Source organism: Vibrio sp. PID17_43, assembly GCF_002608565.1.
GTDB lineage: Bacteria > Pseudomonadota > Gammaproteobacteria > Enterobacterales > Vibrionaceae > Vibrio.
The window spans coordinates 102,775-127,903 of the sequence record NZ_LIXM01000006.1 but is presented as its reverse complement, the minus strand read 5'-3'; the positions used below and the strand labels follow the sequence as shown (position 1 = coordinate 127,903).

The window sequence follows — 25,129 nt, the reverse complement described above, 5'->3', positions numbered from 1 at the left end:
CCCTCTGGATTACTTGAACTGTTTTAGGAAACGAAGGTCGTTCTCAAAGAAAGAACGCAGATCGTTTACGCCGTAACGAAGCATTGTTAGACGTTCAACGCCCATACCGAATGCAAAACCAGAGTATTTTTCAGGATCGATTCCTACGCTACGTAGTACGTTCGGGTGAACCATACCGCAGCCTAGAACTTCTAACCACTTACCGTTTTTGCCTTTCACGTCCACTTCTGCTGAAGGCTCAGTGAATGGGAAGTACGATGGACGGAAACGCACTTCCACTTCTTCTTCAAAGAAGTTACATAGGAAATCGTGCAGGATACCTTTTAGCTGAGCGAAATTTACGTTCTCATCAACCAACATGCCTTCCACTTGGTGAAACATTGGCGTATGCGTTTGGTCGTAATCGTTTCGGTATACACGGCCCGGAGCGATGAAACGGAATGGTGGTTTGCCATTTTCCATCGTACGGATCTGTACGCCAGACGTATGAGTACGAAGCATCAAATCTGGGTTAAAGAAGAAGGTATCGTGATCAGTACGCGCAGGGTGATCCGCCGCGATATTAAGTGCATCGAAGTTGTGGAATGCGTCTTCGATTTCTGGACCAGACTCTGTGTTGAAGCCTAGTTCACCAAAGAACTTCTCAATGCGCTCAACGGTACGAGTAACTGGGTGTAAACCACCGTTCTCAATACGACGGCCCGGTAGCGTTACATCGATCGTTTCTGCGGCAAGCTTCGCTTCTAACTCAGCACGTTGTAGTGCATCTTTACGCGCTGCGATTGCTTGTTGAACTACGCCTTTCGCTTTATTGATCTCTTGACCCGCTTCACGGCGTTCTTCTGGTGGTAGTTTACCTAGGCTTTGAAGTTGAGTTGTTAGTTCACCTTTTTTGCCTAGATACTGAACACGCACTTCATCAAGTACGACTAGCGACTGCGCGGCTTCAATTGCTGCGCTCGCATTAGCAATGATCTCTTCTAGATGTTGCATCGTTTCCTCATCTACCTGCTGGTAGTGTCCATAAAGGAGTGATTGGTTTTTTGATAGCTGTACATAGTAGCCAAAGCCGCCACCAAAGCCAAATTGAATTATGAAAAGAGAAGGTTATTGAATAAAAAGAACGCAAAAACAGAAAAAAAGCAGTATTGCATTGGAATAATATCGGCTTTGTAAACGTAATTTTCAAAACCGATAAAGAAATCGGATGAATAGCTGCGGCTCTCAGTGCATACATCATCCGTTTCTATTGCGATTAAATAAAGAAAGGAGGGACAGTTTAAGACTAATGCTGAATACAGCGAACTTGGTTCTTGCCATATTGTTTGGCGAGATAAACAGCATTGTCTGCTAGCCTAATCAGATCGGTATAAGTTTCCATATCCTCTCTGCGCTCCGCAACTCCGACACTGATGCTGCCACGCCAAGGGTCGTACGATGTTGGTACTAACATGTTCGATATTTGCTTACGTACAGCTTCTGCGACATGCAGCCCCCCTTCTAACTCCGTATCTGGACAGATGACAAAGAACTCATCACCACCCAAGCGGCAAACGATGTCATCACTACGAAAATAATGCTTGAGTGCTTGCGCAAGCTCCTTTAACACCAAGTCGCCTGCCTCATGCCCACAAGTATCATTGACCTGCTTAAAGTAATCGGCATCGATCATGATACAAACCAAAGGTAAATTTTTGTGTTCATCGTCACTCCACAACTCTTGTAACGTTTTTATCGCACTCCTACGATTAGGAAGCTGTGTCAAAGAGTCGGTCAACGAAAGCACTTCGAGCTGCTTATTTGCTGTAGAGAGCTGCCGGGTTCGCTCTTCGACTTTTTCTTCAAGAACAAGGTTTAACTTAAGTAGCTCTCGATTTCGTTCTGATACTTGTGCAAACAGCGCGTTTAGGGCCTCTAATAAGGGCTCTGTTGACGCATTAACTTGTTGTTCTTGATATTCATACGCAGCTTTTGGCGACATACCTTCATTTATCGCAGCGACTTGCTTAGCCATATTCTGATCAATCCCCAAAATATGATAGGCCAACCAGTGGATCAGAAAATTCAGTAACTGCTCAGCGGCATTCTTATCTTCCTCATTAATAAAGCTCTGCATACTGATGATATCGGTCATAAATGCGCGATGAACTTGAACGTGTTTTTGAAGGTGCTCAGGATAAATACCGGCTTCTCGCATTAAGTTTTCTTCTTCTTTGAAGTGAAACTCTGCATAGCGGGATAATTCAAATAGTGCAATCTGAATATCAGTCATCGAGATGTTATTTTGTGCCAATAGTTCGCCGTACGTATTAATAAAGCCGACTAAATACTGGTGCTGCTCATCAACTTCTGCAATCCCTGTTTCAAAATATGTATCCCAACGAAATGAATTCAATACCATAACTCCTGCTCTAAATCCTAAATAACACAGGCCAATACCTAAGCTTAATATCAACAACACTTGCAATGCATAATGATCATATTATCGATAAAACATATCAAAGGTGCACCCAATCAACTCAAATAATGACTTAGATCTATTTGATCGTGTTCATACGGTTAAATAATCCACTATACTGCCCAAAGGTGTTAAGCGGACAAGCTAAAAAATTAAAGTGCAATGCATTAGTGACGACGAGTGACGAGTTGAAAATGATACCCTAGTAATTAGAAATTGTAGGATTCCAAGAATGGTCACTGATTCAAGTTCAAGGGAAATAGCGCGGCGTAATTACGCACTCTTCCCCTTTGATGAATGATGAAATAACTTCGTGGCACGCTCTCAAAGGGCAAGGTTACTTGGGTATGAAAAACCGACTATATCGATAGGCTCGGCTTATCCCCTGCAGAAGCGATAGCGTAACGAATATCATCGATAAAATTTTTGTCCGTTTGTACTATACCGTCAGAGAATATTACTGGAAGGTGCGGTCCCGCAATCAATAGGACATTAGTAAAATCAGATACGTTAAAGTTTTCTGCCACCACATTCTCCGAATGAAAATCTAGTACCGTTTTTGCCACTTGTTCTTCTAACTGAATAAGCTGCTCTTCAGTAATTTTCATGCGTGATAAGGCGACCCGAACGCACTTCTCGTACTGAGTTGTTTGCTCCTTAATTATCTCTGTATATTTATCGTTTAGTTTGGAATTATCAGCGTAGCTATAGTACAACGGACCATGCAGCGTAATATTTTTGCTTTCATCGACATATACGAGGTCGAGCAGTTCTAAAGCGCCAAGGTAGTCAGACATACTATGTTCAGAAAGGTCATATTTTTTCTTTAATATGGTGTAACCATCTTTACCACGTAACATTCGCAACTCTCGGTAAAAATCGTAAAGGTGAGGAAACTGAAAAAACACTTCATCCTGTGTATGGCTAAAATAGTCTTGATCTTCCGCCTGAAGGTTGTCTGCTAATTTCTGCAATTCGTCTAATGTACAATCCACCGCTCGGCAATATTCAAGTAACTTGTCCAACGCAAGATTAGTACTGGTTAAATGCCTCTTAAACGTAGAAAGAGGCATTCCCATTTTTTCAGATAGCTCTCGATATGTTAGCCCTTTCGCTTTAATCGCCTGCCGTAAAGCAGCTAACAAGTATTCGGGCGTAAGCTCTCTCATCTACAATTCCTTCTAAATATATTACATACACATTACATTTGTAACAATTTGAGATGAGTTGGCAAGCTATAGGTTCATATTTTTATATAAAAATGCGAATCAATACACCCTATCACACATTTCCATAGCAAATACTCGCCATTAAATGCATGTAGCTTCATTATCAATAAAAAACTCCTAAGCAGTCAAATACCCCCTCAACCTTTTTTGAATCGGACTTATTACCAGTATGAGACTTAAAACTAAAAATATTAAACTAGACAGACTTATAATTGCAGAGCATTAATGCAGACCTTGAGTTCACATTTCGCATAATCACACAGAGTTCACTCTCAATGAGATTCGTCACATTTCATCTCACCTTATTGAAGTAAGCATGGAAGAAAGGAAAATATGTTAAGCGAACTTTACTGCGGTCCCAAACGCAAGTATTTCTGAAGAGCCATCAACGATAGAGCTGGTTGTAAAACGAATTCCAACAATGGCATCTGCTCCTTTATGTGTTGCCTCTTCTACCATGCGTTGTATGGCAATGTTGCGCGCTTCCGTCATCATTTCTGTGTATCCACGAATTTCCCCACCGACTATGCTTTTGAGCCCGGCCATAAGATCGCGTCCGATATGTTTTGACTGAACGACATTGCCCGTCACCACACCTCTGATTTCTGAAATTTCTCTTCCAGGAATGGTGTCCGTTGTTGTGTAAATCATTCAATACCCCTGCAAAATAGTTAGATTACCTCAGCAAATTACCATGTGAGGCACTAATGTAAATACCAAAGATACTAACTGGGAAAAAGAATTGAGAATTGAGAATTGAGAATTGAGAATTGTAGAGTAGTTTTGAAGGCAATAAAAAAGGAGAGCTAATGCTCTCCTTCTCTTAATCCTAAACTGCTAATTATAGAGCAGCTTTCGCTTTTTCAACTAGTACAGCAAATGCTGCTTTGTCGAATACTGCGATGTCCGCTAGGATCTTACGGTCGATCTCGATAGATGCTTTCTTAAGACCGTTGATGAAACGGCTGTAAGATAGACCATTTTGACGAGATGCTGCGTTGATACGTGCAATCCATAGTTGACGGAATTGACGTTTCTTAGCGCGACGGTCACGGTAAGCGTATTGACCAGCTTTAGTAACTGCTTGGAAAGCTACGCGGTAAACACGTGAACGTGCACCGTAGTAACCTTTAGCTTGTTTTAGAACTTTCTTATGACGTGCACGAGCTTGTACACCACGTTTTACGCGAGGCATTATGCTTCTCCTAAACTAAACGATTGATAACTAAAAAGAATTAAGCGTATGGCAACATACGAAGTACTGCAGCCACTTCACACTTAGGAAGGATTGCATTTGGACGTAGTTGACGCTTGTTCTTAGTAGTACGCTTAGTCAGGATGTGACGTTTTGTAGCGTGCTTGAACTTAATACCACCAGCAGTTTTCTTGAAACGCTTAGCAGCACCTTTGTTGGTTTTCATCTTAGGCATGATGAATAACTCCGCATTGAGTAGGTTTAATAAACAACGTAATTAGGGCGAACAAAACCCAGCCGTTTACCTTTAAAGGGAAACGGCTAGGTCTTAATTACTTGATGAGCCGTTAATTACTTCTTTTTAGGGGCAAGTACCATGATCATCTGACGACCTTCGATACGACTTGGGAAAGATTCTACTACAGCAAATTCCGCAGTATCTTCTTTCAAGCGATGAAGAACATCAACACCGATGTCTTGGTGTGCCATTTCTCGGCCACGGAAGCGAATAGTTACTTTCACTTTGTTGCCTTCTTCAAGGAAACGCGTCAGGTTGCGTAGTTTTACCTGATAGTCTCCAATATCAGTTCCAGGACGGAATTTAATTTCCTTAATCTGGACCTGTTTTTGCTTTTTCTTCTGCTCTTTCGCAGATTTGCTCTTTTCAAAGAGGAATTTACCGTAGTCCATCACTCGGCAGACTGGTGGCTCAGCGTTAGGACTAATCTCAACAAGATCCATACCTGCTTCTTCAGCAGCTGCGATCGCTTCTTGAATCGATACAACACCAACTGATTCACCATCAGCGCCTGTTAGTCGAACTTCACGAACGCCACGAATTTCACCGTTTAAACGGTGCGGGTTTTGTTTTACCGGCTGTTGGCCGCGTCTTCCGCCTTTAATAGCTTATTCCTCCAGATTGAGCTTACGGCTTGAAATCTCGTCTTGGATGTAAGAAATGAAGTCATCCACTTTAAATTTACCGAGATCTTTACCTTTACGAGTACGTACTGCGATTTCACCAGCTTCCATCTCTTGGTCACCGACAACAAGCATATACGGTACACGCTTCAAAGTGTGTTCGCGGATTTTAAAGCCAATCTTCTCATTTCTCAAGTCCGCTTTTGCTCTAATTCCACTTTTTTGTAATTTTTGTACTACTTCTTGAACATAATCTGACTGTTTATCAGTGATGTTCATAAGAATTGCCTGTTCTGGTGCCAACCAAGTTGGGAAGAAACCGGCATATTCTTCGATCAGAATACCAATGAAACGCTCTAGAGAACCTAGAATTGCACGGTGAATCATCACCGGAACAAGACGTTCATTGTTTTCACCTACATAAGTGGCGCCTAGGCGACCTGGTAGGTTGAAGTCTAACTGAACAGTACCACACTGCCATGCACGGTCTAAACAGTCGTATAACGTGAATTCGATCTTAGGACCGTAGAATGCACCCTCACCCTCTTGAATTTCGTATGGGATTTCCATCGATTCCAGAGATTGTTTTAGCGCTTCTTCAGACTGATCCCAGATTTCATCTGAGCCTACACGCTTTTCTGGACGAGTAGACAGTTTCACTACGATATTGTCGAAACCAAATGTTTGGTACGTATCGTACACCATCTTAATACAATTTGTTACTTCTTCTTGAATTTGGCTCTCAGTACAGAAAATGTGAGCGTCATCCTGAGTAAAGCCACGTACACGCATAATACCGTGTAGTGCACCAGATGGTTCGTTACGGTGACATGAGCCGAACTCAGCCATACGTAGCGGTAAGTCGCGGTACGATTTTAGACCTTGGTTAAAGATCTGAACGTGACCAGGACAGTTCATTGGTTTAATTGCGTATTCACGGTTTTCAGAAGAAGTCGTGAACATTGCATCTGCATATTTATCCCAGTGACCAGAACGTTCCCAAAGCACGCGATCCATCATTAGAGGACCTTTTACTTCTTGGTAGTCATACTCGTTCAGTTTGTCACGAACAAACACTTCTAGATCACGGAAGATAGACCAACCATTATGATGCCAGAACACCATACCCGGCGCTTCTTGCTGCATGTGGAATAGGTCTAGCTGCTTACCAATCTTACGATGGTCACGCTTTGCAGCTTCTTCTAGGCGAGTTAGGTGCGCTTTCAGGGCTTTCTTGTCGTGGAATGCCGTACCGTAGATACGTTGAAGCATCTTGTTGTCGCTGTTACCACGCCAGTAAGCACCTGCCACATTCAATAGTGTGAAGTGTTGACAGAAGCCCATGTTAGGAACGTGTGGACCACGACACATGTCGATGTATTCTTCATGGTGGTAAAGGCCTGGACGGTCATCACGAGATACGTTTTCGTCTAGGATTTCCACTTTGTATGGTTCGCCACGTGATTCAAATGTATCACGCGCTTCCTGCCAGCTAACTTTTTTCTTAACAACTTCGTACTTAGTTTTCGCAAGCTCTTGCATACGCTTTTCGATCTTTTCTAGATCTTCTTGCGTTAGAGACTCGTCTAGGTCGATGTCGTAGTAGAAGCCGTTGTCGATGGTTGGACCAATCGCCATTTTAGCTTGTGGGTAAAGCTGTTTAAGAGCGTGACCAAGAAGGTGAGCACAAGAGTGACGAACGATTTCTAGGCCGTCTACTTCATCTTTTACTGTGATGATCTCTAGGCTTGCGTCTTCTTCAATTAGATCACACGCATCAACGCGGTTACCGTTTACGCGACCAGCAATCGTTGCTTTTGCAAGACCAGGACCGATCGATTGCGCAACTTCCATTGTAGATACTGGGTTGTCAAATTGACGCTGACTGCCGTCAGGAAGAGTAATAATAGGCATGCTATGTCCTTTACAGTGGTGTTGCATACCAAGCAACACTTGAATTTGCATAACCAATTGAATATCAATTGGCTATATGTTGTTTTTGTGTAGAAAAACTGAATTTGGTACAAAACTTGGTACAAATACGGATGTACACGGCTTTGAATTCCTAGGCATTCTAAAGGATGGTGATGAAATAACAAGGCAAATATCGAGTTATGCCTTTTTCTTATTGACATAGCTTTGTTTCCGAATTCGAATTCAGTTAAAAATGCGCCTAACATGACTAATTGATAGGCGATCATTATCGTTTCAGGTATACCCAGCCCCGCGAGTATATTTAATGCCTGTTATCATGGCGTAAGTTACGCCGACTTGAGCATGGTAATCCCTTAAAGCTTAATGTACCGCCGAGTCGTGTCTTCACAAGGTACATCATCGTCTCCGAGAGCGAACGTTTATGGTAGCCGTACTTCTTTTTCCAAAGCTTATTTGATGTGAATAGCTTCGTAACACAACCTTGTTCATAAGCATCCTCTCCAGGCATCTCATTGATTCTTAGGCGGGTCTGTCTAAGCAAACTTGAAAGCACTTCACCATCGATCACATTCGATAAACTCAACTAAGCAGCAATAATTTAATGCATATCTATATCTACGGCTAAATGTAACTTACGCCAGATTTAGCGTTTCCCGTTAATACCATGCTTTTTTACTTTCCACTCGCCCTCACCGTAGACCTTCAGCCCTGTAACACCGATGGTTAAACACTGGATAGCTCCTTTAGTTTTGGCCTTAAACGCAACGCCAACCGCTTTGGCTCGCTTGCTAATGCATGAATAATGAGGGCATAACAAAGGCCGCTGAGCAAGCTTGAAAATAGAATGAATGAATTCTTGCAGACCTCTCAACGGCATTGAAAAATTCATTTGGCGATAAGCGCCGTCCTAATGGCTAAGTCACTAAACAAACGAGACCTTCCACAGTTCATAGAATAATTAGGCTGCAGTACTAGTCCCCCCGAGTTTAAAACGAAGGTGGCATTGGCGGCCGCTGAATTAGCGAAGATGTATCATCTATCCGCTAATCAAATTCGACAATTGAGCCTAGATTAGAGCTCGCCAAGGTGACTAACCTGAATTCGAGAGAGTCCAGGTTTATCAACCCTGCACTTTTCGAGTTCAGGTTAAGTTGGCTTATCGCAACAGATTTATTTTGACAATGTCCACTAACTCATCACCATAGCCGTTAAATATGGCTTTTAACGCATAGAGGCTAAACCCCTTGACTTGTTGTACATTAATACTCGGAGGCATACTCAGTTCATGATGATCAGTCATGACTTCGAGCAAGGCGGGACCATCGTGATTGAGCAAAGAAGACACTTTGTCGGCCAACTCTTGCGGTTGTGTCGCAATGTCGCTTTTAAGCCCGCAAGCCCGAGCAATTTCAGCAAAACTTGGGTTATCAAGCTTTGTACTATCTGAAACAAAGCCTGCGGCTTTCATCTCCATATCGACGAATCCTAAAGATTGATTGTTGAGCACCACGATTTTGATATTCAGTCCGTAGGGTAGCAGAGTTAATAAGTCTCCCATTAACATTGAGAACCCGCCGTCGCCACAAAAAGCAACAACTTGCCGTTTTGAATTGGTAGATTGAGCCCCTAATGCCATAGCGAGCGCATTGGCCATTGAGCCATGGTTAAACGAGCCTATCAATCGGCGTTGTCCGTTCATTTGCAAATATCTGGCAGACCAGAGTGTTGGGGTTCCGACATCGCAAGTAAAGATGGCATCTTCTGCGGCAAGGTCACTTAGGGTTTTAGCTAATGTTTGTGGGTGAATTTGGTGGCTTTTCGGTTTTATCTCAGCCAAGTTATCAAGCTGATTTCGGGTGGCGGTATAGTGCTTTAAGCACGCTTTTAAAAAACGGTCATCCGTTTTGTGTTGGAGAAGAGGGGTCAATGTATCCAAAGCCGCAATTGTATCACTTACTATACCGACATCAACTTGGACATGGCGGCCGATTGCTGCGGGCGAATGGTCAATTTGAATAATGGTTTTATTTTTAGGATAAAAGTGTCGGTAAGGAAAGCCAGTACCAATAAGCACCAGGGTATCGGCATGTTCCATTGCATGATAGCCAGATTCAAAGCCAATTAATCCGGTCATTCCAACGCTGTATGGATTATCATATTCGATGAACTCTTTTCCTCGAAGCGCATGCACAACGGGTGATTGCAGGATATCCGCCAGTTGGAGAATTTCGCTATGAGCAAATTGACACCCAGCCCCGCACAGCAGGGTCACGCGCTTGGCCTTGTTGAGGTAATCTGCGGCTAATTGGGTTGCTTCTGATGCAGGTTCTAACCGTGGCAGCGATGGTGTCTGCCATTTTATGTCCGTTTCCTTGGGGAGAGCTTTGAGAGCAATATCACCAGGCAATACCACCACGCTCACACTGCGCTTTAGTAAAGCTTGACGCATTGCCGTTTCAAAGACTTGAGGCATTTGTTCTGGTGTGGTGATTTTTTCACAATAGACACTGCAATCCGAAAATAGTGTTTTTGGATCGGTTTCTTGGAAGTAATGAGTGCCAATTTCCGTTGAAGGAATATCAGAAGCAATGGCAAGAACTGGCACTTGATTACGATAGCAATTATATAAGCCATTGATAAGGTGCATGTTACCAGGTCCGCATGATCCTGCACAAACAGCCAGAGACTGGGATACTTCCGCCTCTGCTCCCGCGGCAAATGCAGCCACTTCTTCATGTCTTACGCCGATCCACTGAATGCTTCCATCGGACTTAAGGCTATCTGCTAAGCCATTCAGAGAGTCACCCGTTACTCCCCAAATGCGTTGAATACTCGCTTCCCTCAGTAGTTTGACAATGTATTCGGCAATTATCATAACAACCCCCCCCCCTAGTTGAGAACCTAAAGACGAAGCTAAGCATGACGATGGGAATGACTTTTATAGTTAAACGCAAAGAGATCAGGATAGCTTACTTTTTATGGTGAAATACAATAGTGCTGTTTGAGTTTAGACAGAAGAACAAGAGCTAGCCATTCAATTTGGGCTAGTTGAACCGACTTTCTGGATCAAGGACATCCTCGCACCTTCGCGGTAGGTTGTCAGAAGATCTACGGCTCTAACAAGGCGTGAAAAAAGCGACATGGCTATCATAAGCGTTCGCTATCAGAGACAGCAATGTATCGAGTGAAGCCGTTGATAGGGGGGAAATTAAGCCTGAGGAACGACAACGCTCAAGTTGGCGAGACTTAACGCCACGATCAAAGCACTGAACAAGCTTTCGAGGCTAAGTATGCCTGAAAGAATTAAGCACAATGGCGCAGCGTGTCTTATCTTTGAATTAAGCAACAAAGCCTCACGACAGGCACATTTCTATGCCTTTAATCGATTAATTTAACATGCAGATATGACTTAATATCACCTAGATGAAGGATATCATTGTGCCCTGATAGGTACGCATTAATTGTAGTGAAACGTGCCCGTTCAGAGGAAAAGCGAATATGAACGTACTGAGTGAAGGCGAAAACTTGCATAATCGTACCGATACCGTATTAACATGCAAATATCGGTACTCATTTTCCGAACTCGAGAAGAGCCAGATTATAAATTGATGATTGGGGCCACCGCCGAAGCAACTTGAGCATCAGTTGCATTCAATGGCAGCGAAAATGAACGGTATTGGTCACCAGAGAAACGGAGAGAACGATCGATTTCCGCCAGACAGTGCATCACTTCACGATCTAATATAAATGACAGCTCGATTTCCTTGGTTGAGATAAAGCCATTATTGCGAAATTCCAGTTCTTGGTAGATACCGGAACGTGAAGAAAAAGTATTACCGCGTAAGTTCCCCTTTTCGACATCCGCTTTCACCATAGTAAAGCCCGCCTGCTCAATAGCACCAATCACACGTGCTGCAACTGGTAATGGCTTGACTTCAATATAGTCACGGTCACGGGGATCAATCGCGAAGCCAATATCTAATGTAGTTTCAACCCATACATGACATTGATTCTTTAATGCGCTGACGGCAGTGATTGGCGTTTCATCGTGCAGCTTAAGTTCGAATGGTACCTGCTTCTCTTCATTTGGTTGAATAACAAATGGTTCAACCGCTTTCAATTGGTCAATCGTAAAGCTCTGGTAGCTAACGCTATCGTCCACCTCAACTTTCATCTCAGTATTCAGCTTAATGGTAATCGCATCAATTTGCTGCTCTACATCGCCTCCTATTATCTGAACGTACCCTTTCAAAGTCGAGCCTTGGTACACACTCATTTCATCTAATATGGTATCGACTTTTGCCGAGCCAATGCCAAGCGACGCTTTTAGTTTTTTAAACATGGGACCCCTTTGTGACTGTCTGTCTTCATTATTTTGATTCGATGAATATCTGTTTACACAACAGATACAGCTCCTGCAAGTAATAGACTCCAGGAATGCGGACTAATTCCTTTTATCAACTCACAAATAGCTTCCACTGCTTGCAATTTGTCCATGGATTGCGCACCATTTGTATAGTCAATTAAAAGGAAATAAACATGGCTGCCCCACTCTACATGCAAATCAAACAGTTTATCGTCGATAAGATTGAGTCCGGAGAGTGGGTTCCTGGGCATCGTATCGCAACAGAAATCGAACTGACGGAACAGTTTGGTGTGAGCCGTATGACGGTCAACAAAGCGATTCGCGATTTAGTGAATGAAGGTAGGCTTCAACGCCGCCCTCGTCTTGGCACATTCGTTTGCGAGCCGGCCGAAAAATCAGAATCCCCTCTATTAGATATCCGTAATATCGCTGAAGAAGTCCAAAGTCGCGGGCGAACTCATCACAGTGAAGTCATTCAGCAAATATCGATAAAAGCCGATGACGCCATCGCCATCAAACTTGGCGTGATGCTTGGTACGACAGTGTTTTATAGCAAGATCATACACTTTGAAGACAACACGCCAATCCAACTTGAACTGCGCTGGGTCAATAGCCAATACGCACCAAACTATCTCAGTCAAGATTTCACTTGCATCACGCCAAACCAGTACCTTTCTGATAATTGCCCACTCAGTGCTATTGAACATACCGTAGAAGCCATTGTGCCTGATGGACGCATCAAACAGGACCTAAATATGCAAACCAACGAACCGTGCTTATTACTTAACCGTCGCACTTGGAGCCAAGATAAGCTTGTGAGTACTGCACAGCTTTACCATCCAGGCAACAAGTACAAATTAAGCTCTAAGATCCTGCTGTAAACTAGGCGTTACTTCTTCGTTTTGATCACATTTCAGCAACATTACTCTTGCCAGTGATGATTTTTTCTCCTATTTATTTGTATATACATTTAAACTAGCAAAAAATGGGATGAGTTGAAATGGATTTGCTGATTGAAAATGCCCGCCTAGTGACCATGCAAGAAGGAGAACAAGGATACTTACCTACTCTCATTGCTCGTGTCGGTATTCGGTCAGGAAAAATTGTCGCGATCAGCACCACTGGACAAGGTAAAGACAACGAACATAACGAATCCCTTCTGGCTCCAGACCAATATAATCAAGCCATTGACCTTCAAGGCAAACTGTTGATGCCGGGATTGATTGATTGTCACACCCACCTCATTTATGCCGGGAATCGTGCTAACGAGTTCGAAATGCGCCTTAACGGCGTACCTTATGAAGACATCGCAAAGCAGGGCGGCGGTATTCTGTCCACCGTTAATGCAACCCGCAAAGCAACAGAAGAACAACTCATCGAACTTGCACTACCACGCCTTGATGGCCTACTTGCAAGCGGTGTGACTTCTATCGAAGTGAAATCCGGTTATGGATTAACACTGCAAGACGAAATCAAAATGCTGCGTGCGGCGAAAGCTCTTGAGCAACAGCGCAAAGTAAAAATCACCACGACACTGCTTGCCGCTCATGCGCTTCCTGCAGAATACAAATACCGTGCTGACGATTATATCCAACACATTTGTGAAGACATCATTCCTCTCGCCGCTGAAGAAAAGCTCGCCACCAGCGTGGATGTGTTTTGTGAGTCAATTGGATTCAATTTAGCGCAAACCGAGCGTGTCTTTCAGGCAGCAAAGCAATACGGCTTGAGTGTTAAAGGCCACACCGAGCAACTATCAAATATGGGCGGGACAGCACTGACAGCACAATACAACGGCCTATCCGCAGACCACATTGAGTACCTCGATGAGCAAGGTGTGATTGCGCTTTCGAAATCTGACACCATCGCGACCTTACTGCCTGGAGCTTTCTACTTCTTGCGTGAAACCCAGTTACCACCCATTGAGTTGCTGAGACAACATCAAGTCCCCATGGCAATCGCCACAGACATTAACCCCGGCACCTCTCCATTTGCAGATTTAACGTTAATGATGAACATGGCATGCACCCTCTTCCAGTTAACCCCGCAAGAGGCGTTACGTGGTGTGACTCAAAACGCAGCGAAGGCATTAGGTTATGGAGGGTCTCGTGGCGTGATTAAGGTTGGCTTTGATGCAGACTTCTCTATTTGGGATATCGATCACCCTGCGGATCTAAGCTATCAGGTCGGCGCAAAACGCCTGATAGGTCGTATAGTAAATGGTGACTATGTCTCCCACAAAGGACTGCAACATGTCTCAATCTGAGCAAAACACCCCGCTTTTCCACTGGCAAGGCCGCCATGATGCTGAAGACGGCGAGCTTGGCCTACGTGTTCACCATGTCATTAAGCATAAATCCACTGATGAGTTAGTAAACGTGAGCCAAGGAGTCTCCATTCTTGGTTTTGCAACTGATGCAGGTGTAGCGAGAAACAAAGGTCGCATCGGTGCAAAAAAATCGCCAGATTTGATCCGCCGAGCGTTAGCCAATTTAGCATGGCACCAGCAAGCACAACTTTATGATTTGGGTACGGTAGTCTGCGATGACGATTTTCTTGAAAGCAGCCAAACTCAATGCGCCGAAACAGTAGCAAAAGCATTACCGCACACACCAGTTATCGTGCTAGGCGGTGGACATGAAATTGCGTGGGCGTCTTTCTCTGGATTGGCAAAATACTTCAAAACTCATCACCCAGCGAAGCAACCTAAGATTGGTATTATCAATTTCGATGCCCACTTTGACCTACGCGCTTTTGAAAGTTCAATCGCGGACGTAAAACCAAGCTCAGGGACGCCTTTCAATCAAATCCATCACTTCTGTCAACGTAACGATTGGACATTCCACTACGCCTGCATTGGCGTCAGTCGCAGCAGCAATACAAAGGCGCTGTTCCAAAAAGCGGATGACCTGAATGTTTGGTATGTAGAAGATAAGCAACTCTGCTACATGAACCACAGCTACCACCTGACTCAGCTGCAACACTTTATCGATGACTGCGATTACCTTTATCTGACGATTGATTTGGATGTCTTTCCTGCAGCGACCGCTCCGGGCGTGAGTGCTCCAGCGGCAAGAGGCGTCAGTTATGACATCATTTCGCCGTTTCTCGACCGAATCCTGCATTACAAAAATAAACTGATGCTGGCAGACATTGCTGAGTACAACCCCACTTATGATGTCGATAGCCAAACGGCTCGATTAGCCGCCCGCTTATGTTGGGACATCGCCAATGCCATGGCAGAGAAAAAGCATAAGCCTAACTAACCGAAACCAATAACAATTAACTCGAATAAGACCCAATTCAAATTGCACTTTATTCGAGTAGAAATAACCAAGCACAGACTTGGTATGAACGTAAAACTAAAGGAGTCTTAAAATGACACTGCGCCAGGGACAAGATCCACGACTTGATACAAGTAGAACAATTCGTGCTCCACGCGGTAATGAGCTACGCGCGAAATCTTGGCTTACAGAAGCCCCACTTCGTATGCTGATGAACAACCTCGACCCAGATGTCGCCGAGCATCCCCACTCACTTGTGGTATACGGTGGTATCGGCCGTGCAGCACGAAATTGGGAATGCTTCGATAAGATTGTGGAAGTGTTAGAAAGACTCGACGATGACCAAACGCTTTTAGTCCAATCAGGCAAACCAGTCGGCGTTTTCCCGACTCATAAAAATGCGCCACGCGTCTTGATTGCGAACTCAAACCTTGTACCACATTGGGCCAATTGGGAGCACTTCAATGCGCTCGATAAAGAAGGCTTGATGATGTACGGACAAATGACCGCAGGTAGCTGGATTTACATCGGCTCACAAGGCATTGTCCAAGGTACTTACGAAACCTTTGTCTCGGTCGCGAAAAAGCACTTTAACGGTGACGCAAAAGGCCGATGGATCCTGACTGGTGGTCTTGGTGGCATGGGTGGAGCTCAGCCTCTAGCAGGTACAATGGCGGGCTTTTCTATGATTGCTGTTGAGTGTGACGAGTCACGCATCGATTACCGCCTACGCACAGGCTACGTCGACAAGAAAGCCACATCGCTAGATGAAGCGCTAGCGATGATCAAAGAGTCCGACACGCCTATTTCTGTCGGTCTACTAGGTAACGCAGCAGACATCTTCCCAGAGCTTGTGGAACGTAACATCACGCCAGACGTAGTAACAGACCAAACCTCTGCGCACGATCCATTGAACGGCTACTTGCCTCAAGGTTGGAGCATGTCTCACGCAGCAGAAATGCGCTTGCGAGACGAAGCGGCCGTGGTTAAAGCTGCGAAACAATCAATGGCAGTGCAAGTTCAAGCCATGCTAGAGCTGCAAAACCGCGGCGCTGCAACACTGGATTACGGTAACAACATTCGTCAAATGGCCTTGGAAGAAGGCGTCGACAATGCGTTTGATTTCCCTGGTTTCGTACCAGCTTACATTCGCCCTCTGTTCTGTGAAGGCATTGGACCATTCCGTTGGGCAGCGCTGTCTGGCGATCCAGAGGACATCTATAAAACCGATCAGAAAGTAAAAGAGCTGATCCCGGATAACCCTCACCTACACAACTGGCTAGACATGGCACGTGAACGCATTCAGTTCCAAGGTCTGCCTGCGCGCATCTGTTGGGTGGGCCTGAAAGACCGTGAACGCCTTGGCCAAGCCTTCAATGAAATGGTGAAAAACGGTGAACTTAAAGCGCCGGTTGTTATTGGCCGTGACCACTTAGATTCAGGCTCGGTAGCCAGCCCGAATCGCGAAACCGAAGGCATGATGGATGGATCTGATGCAATCTCGGATTGGCCACTACTCAATGCCCTATTAAACACCGCGGGTGGTGCAACTTGGGTATCGCTTCACCATGGTGGCGGCGTTGGTATGGGCTTCTCTCAACATTCAGGTATGGTGATTTGTTGTGACGGCAGTGATGAAGCGTCTGAGCGCATTGCTCGCGTACTTCACAATGACCCAGCGACGGGTGTTATGCGTCATGCCGATGCTGGTTATGATATAGCAAAACAGTGTGCAGCCGAGCAAAAACTGGATTTGCCAATGCTCAATGAAGAACTGAAAAAGCTCAAGTAAGGATAAAAGACATGCTCAATTTAACGCTAAAACCAGGCCATATTAGCTTAAACTTACTGCGTCAGGTGAGCCGCTCACCTGTTAACCTTACGCTCGACCCACAAGCCATTCCAGCCATTGAGGAAAGTACGAAAGTTGTCGAACGTGTGATTGCAGACGATCGCACCGTTTACGGCATCAATACGGGTTTCGGTCTACTCGCGAACACACGCATTGCTCCAGAAGATTTAGAAACATTGCAACGCAGTATTGTACTTTCACACGCTGCTGGTATCGGTAAATTCATGTCAGACGAAACCGTTCGTTTGATGATGGTACTGAAGATCAACAGCCTTGCGCGTGGCTTCTCTGGCTTGCGTTTGAAAGTTATTAACATGCTCATTGACCTAGTGAACGCGCAAGTTTACCCATGTGTGCCACAAAAAGGCTCAGTAGGCGCATCGGGTGACTTGGCTCCTTTGGCTCACATGAGTACTGTTCTACTCGGTGAAGGCCAAGCACGTCACAATGGCAAAGTCATTTCAGGTCTAGAAGCTCTGCAAATTGCAGGTCTTGAACCAATCACACTCGCTCCTAAAGAAGGTCTTGCCCTGCTTAATGGTACTCAAGCGTCAACGGCGTTTGCACTAGAAGGCCTGTTCATCGCTGAAGACCTGTTCTCATCCGCTACCGTTTGTGGCGCCATGTCTGTAGAAGCAGCATTAGGCAGTCGTCGACCATTCGACCCACGTATCCATCGCGTTCGTGGCCATCGCAGTCAAATGGATGCGGCATTGGCGTATCGACATATGCTAGGATCGACCAGCGAGATTGGTGAATCCCACACCAACTGTGAGAAAGTGCAAGACCCATATTCACTGCGCTGTCAGCCTCAAGTAATGGGCGCGTGTTTACAGCAAATTCGAAATGCAGCCGACATTCTACAAGTGGAAGCAAACTCAGTATCAGATAACCCATTGGTGTTTGCGGAAGACGATGACATCATCTCCGGTGGTAACTTCCATGCCGAGCCAGTTGCTATGGCGGCGGATAACCTTGCGCTAGCCATTGCGGAGATTGGTAGCTTATCGGAGCGCCGTATGGCACTGCTGATCGACAGTGCTCTGTCGAAGCTCCCGCCATTCTTGGTCGACAACGGCGGTGTAAACTCGGGCTTTATGATTGCGCAGGTGACATCGGCGGCGCTTGCGAGTGAGAATAAAACACTAGCTCACCCAGCTTCGGTTGATAGTTTACCAACATCAGCTAACCAAGAAGATCACGTATCAATGGCCACCTTTGCCGCTCGTCGTTTGAAAGAGATGGGTGAAAACACGCGTGGCATCTTGGCAGTAGAGTACTTGTCGGCCGCCCAAGGATTGGATTTCCGTGCACCAAACAAATCCTCTGAGCGTATTGAGCTTGCAAAGCAAATGCTGCGTGAGAAAGTGTCGTTCTACGATAAAGACCGTTACTTCGCACCAGACATTGAGCAAGCCAATGCGTTACTTAAACTAGCACTTCACAATGCATTTATGCCTGAGCAATTGCTACCTAGCTTGCGCTAAGCAACATTCATTCTTTTTCTAATCTAAGGGCTCCATCATGGAGCCTTTATTCTATTTATCCCCATTAAGCCGCGCAGGAAATAGTAAATCAATGAATTATTGCCATACTGAATAAACACAAGCAGAGACACATGCTTTAGTATTTTATTTCACTGCGTTATCGTTTCATTGTTAAGGTGTCACTGGATGGACCATTGTCACTAAGATATTCGCATATAATCCCTGACAGTTTTGGTTACTATCTAAAAATTATGTTTCTAACACCTTATTATTCACACACTAATCACCAGTTTCAATTCACCCGTGAACAAGCAAGCCATTTTGCTAAACGTGTTGCCGGTGATTACAACCCTATCCATGATGAAGACAATAAGCGCTTTTGTGTCCCAGGAGACCTACTTTTCGCGGTTCTTCTCAGCAAAGAAGGCGTCAGTCAGAAGATGCGTTTCAATTTCTCAGGCATGGTGAGTGCGGGCATTGCACTGCATATTGAAAATAAGTGTGAAAAAGAAAGTACTGTGGTGGATGAGACTGGTAAAGAATACTTGCTCATGTCGCGCGAAGGCGATACCAATCACGACCCTGCATTCATTGAACATGTAGTAACTAACTATGTTCAATTTTCTGGTATGAACTTCCCACACATCATGGTTCCTCTGATGAAAGAGAAACAAATGATGATCAACTGCCAACGTCCATTGGTGATTTATGAGAGCATGGAAGTCGAATTCAGCCGACTTGATCTCACAAACCCTGAAGTGGCCTTTACTGGTGCTACATTTGATGTTGAAGGAAAGCGTGGTGTCGTAACGCTGAACTTTGCATTTAAGCAAGACGGCAATGTGGTTGGGACAGGCATTAAACGTATGGTGGCGACAGGACTTAAACCCTACGATCAAGAAGCAGTAGATGATCTAGTACAGCGCTTCCAAGAACGCAAAGACGCTTTTTTAGCAAAGTTCACTAAAGCAGCCTAAGCCCCCTGTAGGCCTATTGAATAAAAAAGAAAGCCCAACCATTTGTTGGGCTTTCTTTGCTCTGTTTCGCTATTCCACGTTTAAATCCAGCGACGAACCTGATTCTTATAATCGACGTAATCTTCGCCAAATAGCCTTTCTAACGCGCGCTCTTCGGGTTTAATTTGGAACCGATTCATATAAGTCACAAACAAAGCGCCGCAAAGTATTACACTTAAATGTTGCCACCAAAGACCCAATGCAATAATAATCAATAGTAATCCAAAGTACATCGGGTTTCGAGTGTAGGCAAAAACACCCGTATTAACCACCGATGACGCCGATTCAGGCTTGATGGGGTTCACCGTCGTTTTTGCTTTACGGAACTCATAAATACCCGCAGCAGCGACAAAAACCGCAATGCCAGTTAAACCCGCAGAAACAACTTTGACAAAAGGCACCGTAATTAATAGCGCTGGCGATATCTCTTTTAACCAATACATCAATAATACAACCGCTAAAAACACAGCCACAGGTGGTACTTTAAGCTCAAGAATTTTCAATTTTCATATCCTTATGAAAGTGTAGATTCGCTAACCCTATATAAGCGTTAGTAATGCTTGTATTGGGTGCTTAGGTTTGATGCCTTCAAAACGCTTCACCTGGCTTCGACATGAATAGCCCGTAATCAAGCATCTCTCGTTGTCGACTTTGTCCAAGTTTGGTTTCCAACTCAGGTCATAAATATCTTCCGAGATTGCAAATTTATCCACCTCATGACCGAATGTCCCCGCCATACCACAACAGCCAACAGGCACTGCCTTCAACACAGCACCAAAGTGAATAAAAATTGCGCCCCACTCTTTTTCTGCGTTTGGCATTTTGGTTTTCTCGGTGCAATGTGCGAATAAATACCAAGGCGCTTGCTCTTTTGGCTCATGCACATCGAACTCGCTCAATCTTGGGTGAAGCCATTCATGTGCAGTAAGCACATCAAACTCACCACGCTGGCAACCTAAGACCTCTGCATACTCATCACGATAGCAAAGTACCAAAGCAGGATCGACGCCAACCATTGGGATATTCAAACCTGCAACCATTTCTAGGAACTTCGCGGTATCTTGAGCGGTATTTCTAAACTGGCGCAAGAAACCTTTGATGTGCTGCGCTTTGCCGTTTGGTTTAAACGGAAGAAGTACCGGATTGATCCCTAGCTTTTTGACGAGCTTGATAAAGTCTTCCACTACCTCTGCATCGTAGTAACTGGTGAATGGATCTTGAACGATAAGTACATGCTTTTTCTTATCCTCGGATGATAACCCGCTCAAAGCTTGAAGATCATAAGCCGTGGTCAACGACTCAACGCGCTCCTTCAACGTTGGAACAGACAATAAAGGCGCATCCAGATAACCTACAGTAGAAGCGGTTAAACTTTGTACCCAAGACTGCTTCAGCATCCCATTCACCACACTTGGCGCCTTTGCCATGAAAGGCAACATCGTTTCGATGTTTGACACCAAATAATCTTTTACCGGGCGTTGGTAACGCGAGTGGTAAATATTGAGGAAGCGAGAGCGGAAGCTTGGCACGTCTACTTTTATAGGACATTGGCTGGCACACGCTTTACACGCCAAACAGCCATTCATTGCTTCGTACACTTCGTGTGAGAAATCGTACTCGTGACGACGATTAATCGAATGCCGCACGCGATCGATCATGGTTTTGATGGCCGGCTTGTTTTCGAGTATCTGCTTCTCTAAATCAAGAATATCGATGCCTTGCTCAGTCAACTGGCGTAACCATTCACGTACTAAACCCGCCCGTCCTTTTGGTGAATGGCGACGATCTGCTGTTACCTTCATTGAGGGGCACATTGGCGAACTAGTGTCGTAGTTAAAGCATAAGCCGTTACCATTACACTCCATGGCCTGTTTGAAGCTATCGCGCACTTGAACGTCAATCTGACGATCAAAATAACCACGCTTTGTATCGGTCACCTTGACCAACTCTGCATCACTGTTTAATGGTGTACAGATCTTGCCTGGGTTCATTTTATTGTACGGATCGAAAGCCGCTTTGACTCTACGTAATTCGGTAAACAGCTCTTCACCAAAGAACTCGGGGCCATATTCGGAGCGGAAGCCCTTGCCGTGCTCACCCCACATCAAGCCACCATATTTTGCCACCAGCTTAACCACATCATCCGAGAGTTCATGCATCAAGGCTTCTTGATGAGGGTCACACAGGTCAAGCGCCGGACGAACATGCAATACGCCCGCATCAACATGACCAAACATGCCGTAGTTAAGCGATTTCGCATCCAGCAACTCACGAAACTCTTCAATAAAATTCGCCAGGTTTTCGGGGGGGACACACGTATCTTCCGCAAAGGCAACGGGCTTCGCGCGACCTTTCGCCGCCCCTAGTAGACCCACCGCTTTCTTACGCATGTTGTAAATACGTCCAATACTGGCGACATCACTACACACTTGGTAACCAATGATGCCGGCTTCCTCAGTTTCTAACATGGTATCCAGCTTGGCAGTCAACGCAGCGACTTGTGCCGTCACCTCTTCCTCATCCTGACCTGCGTATTCCACCATGTTAATACCCAGCATCTCTTTATTTGGTACGTCGGTGAGTAAGTCACTTACGGTGTGCCAAACAATATCTTGTTTAGCGAGATTAAGAACTTTTGAATCGACAGTTTCAACCGACAGAGCGTTCGCTTCTACCATCAATGGCGCGTTACGCAATGCAGAATCAAAGCTGTTATATTTAACGTTCACCAAGGTACGCGCTTTGGGAATAGGCGTTAAGTTGAGCTTGGCTTCAGTGATAATTGCCAGAGAACCTTCAGCGCCACATAATACGCGGGTAATATCGAAGCTATCTTTGTCTTCATCAAAGGCATTCTTTAGGTCATACCCCGTCAGAAAACGATTGAGCGGAGGGAACTTATCGTTGATCTGCTGACGCTTTTCACGACAAACCGACTCCGTCACGCGCATTGCTTCCTCTGCAAACTCACCCTTACGAGGTAAACCATGAGAGAGATCAGATTCCAAAATCGATCCATCTGCGAAGACCGCTTGCAGTGAGAGAACATGATCAGAGGTTTTACCGTATTTTAGGGAACCTTGCCCAGAAGCATCGGTATTGATCATCCCACCAATCGTTGCGCGATTACTGGTCGATAAATCTGGAGAGAAGAAATAACCGTAGGGGCGAACGGCATCGTTCAGTTGATCTTTAACAACCCCCGTTTGAACGCGAACCCAGCCTGCTTCTTTGTTTACCTCAAGAACTTTGTTCATGTGGCGAGATAAATCGATCACGATCCCTTTAGTCAGCGACTGACCGTTGGTGCCCGTGCCACCACCACGAGGAGAAAATGTAATGCGTTCGAACTCTTCGGTATTGCTTAACTTGCCGATAAGGGAAACATCTTGAGTGGTTTTAGGATGAACAACAGCCTGAGGAAGTTGTTGGTAAACACTATTATCGGTGGCTACCGCGAGACGGCTTGAGTATTGGCTTTCAATATCGCCAGTGAACCCGGATTGGTCAAGCTCTTTGAGAAAACGAAGAACAAGAGGATCGACATCCGTTTGCGAGTGTAATCTTGGTAACATTTGCTTCCTGCCCCTACTGCGCTGATCCAATCAGCCACGGGTTATATAACTAAACATCATCCGCCTGCTTCATGCCTCAGAGAGAAGCCGGGGTTGAAGAACGAATAAGGTAATATTCCTTGAATTTCGTCACTTTACAACATTTAAAAAAGCGATCAAATCAGAATCTCAATGCAAGATGCTTTATTTCTTAGGCGTGAATCGCTTACATTGAAAAGAAAATAGCATCTCACTATGAGCTTTCGGAATGAAAAAAAATAAAGTTGTCACGACTGAAGATATTCTTTTAAAACTTTGCCAGTCTGTTTCTGGCGTCCTCACGTCCGCTACGTCATCACAAGTTAACTACTCTGCAATGGTGCAAAAGATCAACAAAACCAGTTTAAAACCTGATTTTGGTTGCTTTGTATTGTTTGACGGCGGTTTCACTGGTCTGGTTGTCATTAACTTTACAGCAAAAGCAGCACTAGAGATTTACACCAACTACATGCGCAACATGGGCATGCCTGAAGAAGAATTGGCGATTTCACATACTTCCGATGAAGTGGGTAACGTACTTGGTGAACTGATGAACCAACTGGTTGGTGATTTCACCAATAAGATTCGCAAAGAACTGCAAACGAATATCACTCAAAATCAACCAAAGATGCTAGCGCTAAACAAGCAAGTCATTCTGCAAGTAGATACCAACCTAGACCGACCTCAGGCGCGCCGTGTAACGTTTTCTACCGCTGACAACAATATTTTCTACCTAGAGTTAGCGATGGACAAAACTGAGTTTATCCAACTCGAAGAGTTTGAAGTGGCAGCAGATGAATGTCCCGATGACATTCTAGAAGCTACACGCAAAAGTATGGCCGATAACGCAGCGCAGTCCACAAGCTCAAGAAATGAAGCCGATGATCTGCTCGACCAATTAGGCCTGTAAGTTCCCCATCATCACAAGCTACTTTTAAGCCCCTACCACTAGGGGCTTTATTTACTCTCCCCCTCTTTCTCTCTCACCTCTTGTTTCGCTTTTGAAGCAAAAAAGGTAATATAGCCGACTTCATAAATTTTTTGTTCTCGTTACTGGTCGCCGATGAATAAACAAAAAGCCCTGAAAAAAATCGCCAAGTGTTTAGAGTTGGGTAATTCTGCCAACGTGAATGAGGCTGCTAACGCCATTAAAATGGCCCACAGCCTCATGCTCAAATATGGATTAGATAAAGACGATATTGAGTTTATCAAAATGGGGAAAACTCAATCTTCTCATCTATTGCCAGCGAATATCAGCTCTACACTACTGCGTGTGATTCGTGGTATTAACACCAAGTTTGGTGTTGAAGCCGTTTTGTTGAATCATAAAGGGCTTAAGCGCGTTGAATTTATCGGTGAAGCTGATCGCGCCATTTTTGCGGCCTTTGCTTTTGACATTATTTACCGCGAGTTGAACGAGAGCACAGGTCAGTTTCGCAACAGCTTTGCGGGTTCTGGTACCTCTTCGATGGAAGTGACCCGTCGAGTGAACTCCTTTGTATCAGGCTGGGTGGAAGGCGCGTTAGAAAAACTGCCCGTGATCTCGCCAGACGAAGAGTCTGCCAACAAAATCAACAACTACATTGATAAAGAATTTAAAAACATCGACCGTGAAACATTTAAGAAGCAGCTTAAAGAAGCGATGAAAAACCTCACCGCCGATTATGAAGTCGGACTTAAAAAAGGTCGCAGAGTATCTGTTAACCGTGGGGTTGGCGGGGAGCAAGCAAGAAGAATGTTAGAAAACAAGTAGTTCTTTCTCAATCATGAGTCAATCTGACGTTCACATAACA

The 25,129-nt window shown here is 44.7% G+C and carries 20 protein-coding genes and 2 pseudogenes; 9 read left to right on the top strand and 13 right to left on the bottom strand.

Annotated elements, in window-relative coordinates:
• Positions 1 to 9: 9 nt before the first annotated feature.
• From pheS to poxB, 10 genes and pseudogenes are all read right to left on the bottom strand, one after another.
• Complete coding sequence (gene pheS, locus AK965_RS06055) at positions 10 to 993, bottom strand: phenylalanine--tRNA ligase subunit alpha (RefSeq protein ID WP_099078773.1); 984 nt, start codon at positions 991 to 993, stop codon at positions 10 to 12.
• Positions 994 to 1,285: 292 nt separating this feature from the next.
• Positions 1,286 to 2,395, bottom strand: coding sequence for a GGDEF domain-containing protein (locus tag AK965_RS06050; RefSeq protein WP_099078814.1), 1,110 nt, complete (start codon positions 2,393 to 2,395; stop codon positions 1,286 to 1,288).
• A gap of 422 nt (positions 2,396 to 2,817) precedes the next feature.
• Entirely contained in the window at positions 2,818 to 3,627 is an 810-nt protein-coding gene (locus AK965_RS06045; RefSeq protein ID WP_099078772.1) for a helix-turn-helix transcriptional regulator, read from the bottom strand.
• A 396-nt stretch (positions 3,628 to 4,023) separates the two neighbouring features.
• A complete protein-coding gene (locus AK965_RS06040) occupies positions 4,024 to 4,338 on the bottom strand; it encodes a heavy metal-binding domain-containing protein (protein ID WP_099078771.1) in 315 nt (104 codons plus the stop codon).
• 190 nt (positions 4,339 to 4,528) lie between these two features.
• Positions 4,529 to 4,882: a 50S ribosomal protein L20 gene (gene rplT, locus AK965_RS06035; RefSeq protein WP_004727974.1), complete on the bottom strand. Its 354-nt coding sequence runs from the start codon at positions 4,880 to 4,882 to the stop codon at positions 4,529 to 4,531.
• A 40-nt stretch (positions 4,883 to 4,922) separates the two neighbouring features.
• Positions 4,923 to 5,117, bottom strand: coding sequence for a 50S ribosomal protein L35 (rpmI, locus tag AK965_RS06030; RefSeq protein WP_099078770.1), 195 nt, complete (start codon positions 5,115 to 5,117; stop codon positions 4,923 to 4,925).
• A 116-nt stretch (positions 5,118 to 5,233) separates the two neighbouring features.
• Positions 5,234 to 5,785 (bottom strand): translation initiation factor IF-3, encoded by a 552-nt coding sequence (gene infC, locus AK965_RS06025; protein WP_099078769.1) that lies wholly within the window; start codon positions 5,783 to 5,785, stop codon positions 5,234 to 5,236.
• A 3-nt stretch (positions 5,786 to 5,788) separates the two neighbouring features.
• Positions 5,789 to 7,717 (bottom strand): threonine--tRNA ligase, encoded by a 1,929-nt coding sequence (gene thrS, locus AK965_RS06020; RefSeq protein ID WP_099078768.1) that lies wholly within the window; start codon positions 7,715 to 7,717, stop codon positions 5,789 to 5,791.
• A 290-nt stretch (positions 7,718 to 8,007) separates the two neighbouring features.
• Positions 8,008 to 8,680: pseudogene (locus AK965_RS06015) on the bottom strand (transposase); the annotation flags it as partial.
• 214 nt (positions 8,681 to 8,894) lie between these two features.
• A complete protein-coding gene (gene poxB, locus AK965_RS06010) occupies positions 8,895 to 10,613 on the bottom strand; it encodes a ubiquinone-dependent pyruvate dehydrogenase (RefSeq protein WP_099078767.1) in 1,719 nt (572 codons plus the stop codon).
• A gap of 189 nt (positions 10,614 to 10,802) precedes the next feature.
• Here poxB and AK965_RS06005 point away from each other — a divergent pair.
• Positions 10,803 to 11,037: pseudogene (locus AK965_RS06005) on the top strand (IS5/IS1182 family transposase); the annotation flags it as partial.
• 299 nt (positions 11,038 to 11,336) lie between these two features.
• On the opposite strand, the gene AK965_RS06000 reads toward AK965_RS06005, so the two are convergent.
• Positions 11,337 to 12,080, bottom strand: coding sequence for a sporulation protein (locus tag AK965_RS06000; protein WP_099078766.1), 744 nt, complete (start codon positions 12,078 to 12,080; stop codon positions 11,337 to 11,339).
• Positions 12,081 to 12,277: 197 nt separating this feature from the next.
• On the opposite strand from AK965_RS06000, the gene hutC reads away from it, so the two are divergent.
• The 6 genes from hutC (at position 12,278) to AK965_RS05970 (ending at position 19,704) form a co-directional block, all read left to right on the top strand.
• Positions 12,278 to 12,985: a histidine utilization repressor gene (hutC, locus tag AK965_RS05995; RefSeq protein WP_099078765.1), complete on the top strand. Its 708-nt coding sequence runs from the start codon at positions 12,278 to 12,280 to the stop codon at positions 12,983 to 12,985.
• Between the two features lie 119 nt (positions 12,986 to 13,104).
• Positions 13,105 to 14,370: an imidazolonepropionase gene (hutI, locus tag AK965_RS05990; protein ID WP_099078764.1), complete on the top strand. Its 1,266-nt coding sequence runs from the start codon at positions 13,105 to 13,107 to the stop codon at positions 14,368 to 14,370.
• Positions 14,357 to 15,370 (top strand): formimidoylglutamase, encoded by a 1,014-nt coding sequence (gene hutG / locus AK965_RS05985; RefSeq protein WP_099078763.1) that lies wholly within the window; start codon positions 14,357 to 14,359, stop codon positions 15,368 to 15,370. The genes hutI and hutG overlap by 14 nt, the downstream gene beginning before the upstream one ends.
• A 112-nt stretch (positions 15,371 to 15,482) precedes the next feature.
• Positions 15,483 to 17,180: a urocanate hydratase gene (gene hutU, locus AK965_RS05980; RefSeq protein ID WP_099078762.1), complete on the top strand. Its 1,698-nt coding sequence runs from the start codon at positions 15,483 to 15,485 to the stop codon at positions 17,178 to 17,180.
• A gap of 11 nt (positions 17,181 to 17,191) precedes the next feature.
• Positions 17,192 to 18,727, top strand: a complete 1,536-nt coding sequence (gene hutH, locus AK965_RS05975; protein WP_099078761.1) for a histidine ammonia-lyase — start codon at positions 17,192 to 17,194, stop codon at positions 18,725 to 18,727.
• A gap of 251 nt (positions 18,728 to 18,978) precedes the next feature.
• Positions 18,979 to 19,704 (top strand): DUF3581 domain-containing protein, encoded by a 726-nt coding sequence (locus AK965_RS05970; RefSeq protein WP_099078760.1) that lies wholly within the window; start codon positions 18,979 to 18,981, stop codon positions 19,702 to 19,704.
• 80 nt (positions 19,705 to 19,784) lie between these two features.
• Here the strand turns inward: AK965_RS05970 and AK965_RS05965 are convergent, their stop codons facing one another.
• Positions 19,785 to 20,246: an isoprenylcysteine carboxylmethyltransferase family protein gene (locus AK965_RS05965; protein ID WP_099078759.1), complete on the bottom strand. Its 462-nt coding sequence runs from the start codon at positions 20,244 to 20,246 to the stop codon at positions 19,785 to 19,787.
• 36 nt (positions 20,247 to 20,282) lie between these two features.
• Positions 20,283 to 23,318, bottom strand: coding sequence for an FAD-binding and (Fe-S)-binding domain-containing protein (locus tag AK965_RS05960; RefSeq protein ID WP_099078758.1), 3,036 nt, complete (start codon positions 23,316 to 23,318; stop codon positions 20,283 to 20,285).
• Between the two features lie 247 nt (positions 23,319 to 23,565).
• Here AK965_RS05960 and AK965_RS05955 point away from each other — a divergent pair, with 247 nt between their 5' ends.
• Positions 23,566 to 24,246 carry a DUF3334 family protein gene (locus AK965_RS05955; RefSeq protein ID WP_099078757.1) on the top strand — a complete coding sequence of 227 codons (681 nt, stop codon included), beginning with the start codon at positions 23,566 to 23,568 and terminating at the stop codon, positions 24,244 to 24,246.
• Between the two features lie 153 nt (positions 24,247 to 24,399).
• A complete protein-coding gene (locus AK965_RS05950) occupies positions 24,400 to 25,089 on the top strand; it encodes a DUF2786 domain-containing protein (protein WP_099078756.1) in 690 nt (229 codons plus the stop codon).
• Positions 25,090 to 25,129: the final 40 nt, after the last annotated feature.

Excerpts from the sequence above, each read along its gene's own strand:
- AK965_RS06040 (WP_099078771.1), bottom strand. The coding sequence starts at position 4,338 with ATGATTTACACAACAACGGACACCATTCCTGGAAGAGAAATTTCAGAA.
- pheS (WP_099078773.1), bottom strand. The coding sequence starts at position 993 with ATGCAACATCTAGAAGAGATCATTGCTAATGCGAGCGCAGCAATTGAA.
- rplT (WP_004727974.1), bottom strand. The coding sequence starts at position 4,882 with ATGCCTCGCGTAAAACGTGGTGTACAAGCTCGTGCACGTCATAAGAAA.
- AK965_RS06000 (WP_099078766.1), bottom strand. The coding sequence starts at position 12,080 with ATGTTTAAAAAACTAAAAGCGTCGCTTGGCATTGGCTCGGCAAAAGTC.
- thrS (WP_099078768.1), bottom strand. The coding sequence starts at position 7,717 with ATGCCTATTATTACTCTTCCTGACGGCAGTCAGCGTCAATTTGACAAC.
- AK965_RS06045 (WP_099078772.1), bottom strand. The coding sequence starts at position 3,627 with ATGAGAGAGCTTACGCCCGAATACTTGTTAGCTGCTTTACGGCAGGCG.
- hutG (WP_099078763.1), top strand. The coding sequence starts at position 14,357 with ATGTCTCAATCTGAGCAAAACACCCCGCTTTTCCACTGGCAAGGCCGC.
- hutU (WP_099078762.1), top strand. The coding sequence starts at position 15,483 with ATGACACTGCGCCAGGGACAAGATCCACGACTTGATACAAGTAGAACA.
- hutH (WP_099078761.1), top strand. The coding sequence starts at position 17,192 with ATGCTCAATTTAACGCTAAAACCAGGCCATATTAGCTTAAACTTACTG.
- rpmI (WP_099078770.1), bottom strand. The coding sequence starts at position 5,117 with ATGCCTAAGATGAAAACCAACAAAGGTGCTGCTAAGCGTTTCAAGAAA.
- AK965_RS05955 (WP_099078757.1), top strand. The coding sequence starts at position 23,566 with ATGAAAAAAAATAAAGTTGTCACGACTGAAGATATTCTTTTAAAACTT.
- hutI (WP_099078764.1), top strand. The coding sequence starts at position 13,105 with ATGGATTTGCTGATTGAAAATGCCCGCCTAGTGACCATGCAAGAAGGA.
- poxB (WP_099078767.1), bottom strand. The coding sequence starts at position 10,613 with ATGATAATTGCCGAATACATTGTCAAACTACTGAGGGAAGCGAGTATT.
- hutC (WP_099078765.1), top strand. The coding sequence starts at position 12,278 with ATGGCTGCCCCACTCTACATGCAAATCAAACAGTTTATCGTCGATAAG.
- AK965_RS05960 (WP_099078758.1), bottom strand. The coding sequence starts at position 23,318 with ATGTTACCAAGATTACACTCGCAAACGGATGTCGATCCTCTTGTTCTT.
- AK965_RS05970 (WP_099078760.1), top strand. The coding sequence starts at position 18,979 with ATGTTTCTAACACCTTATTATTCACACACTAATCACCAGTTTCAATTC.
- AK965_RS05950 (WP_099078756.1), top strand. The coding sequence starts at position 24,400 with ATGAATAAACAAAAAGCCCTGAAAAAAATCGCCAAGTGTTTAGAGTTG.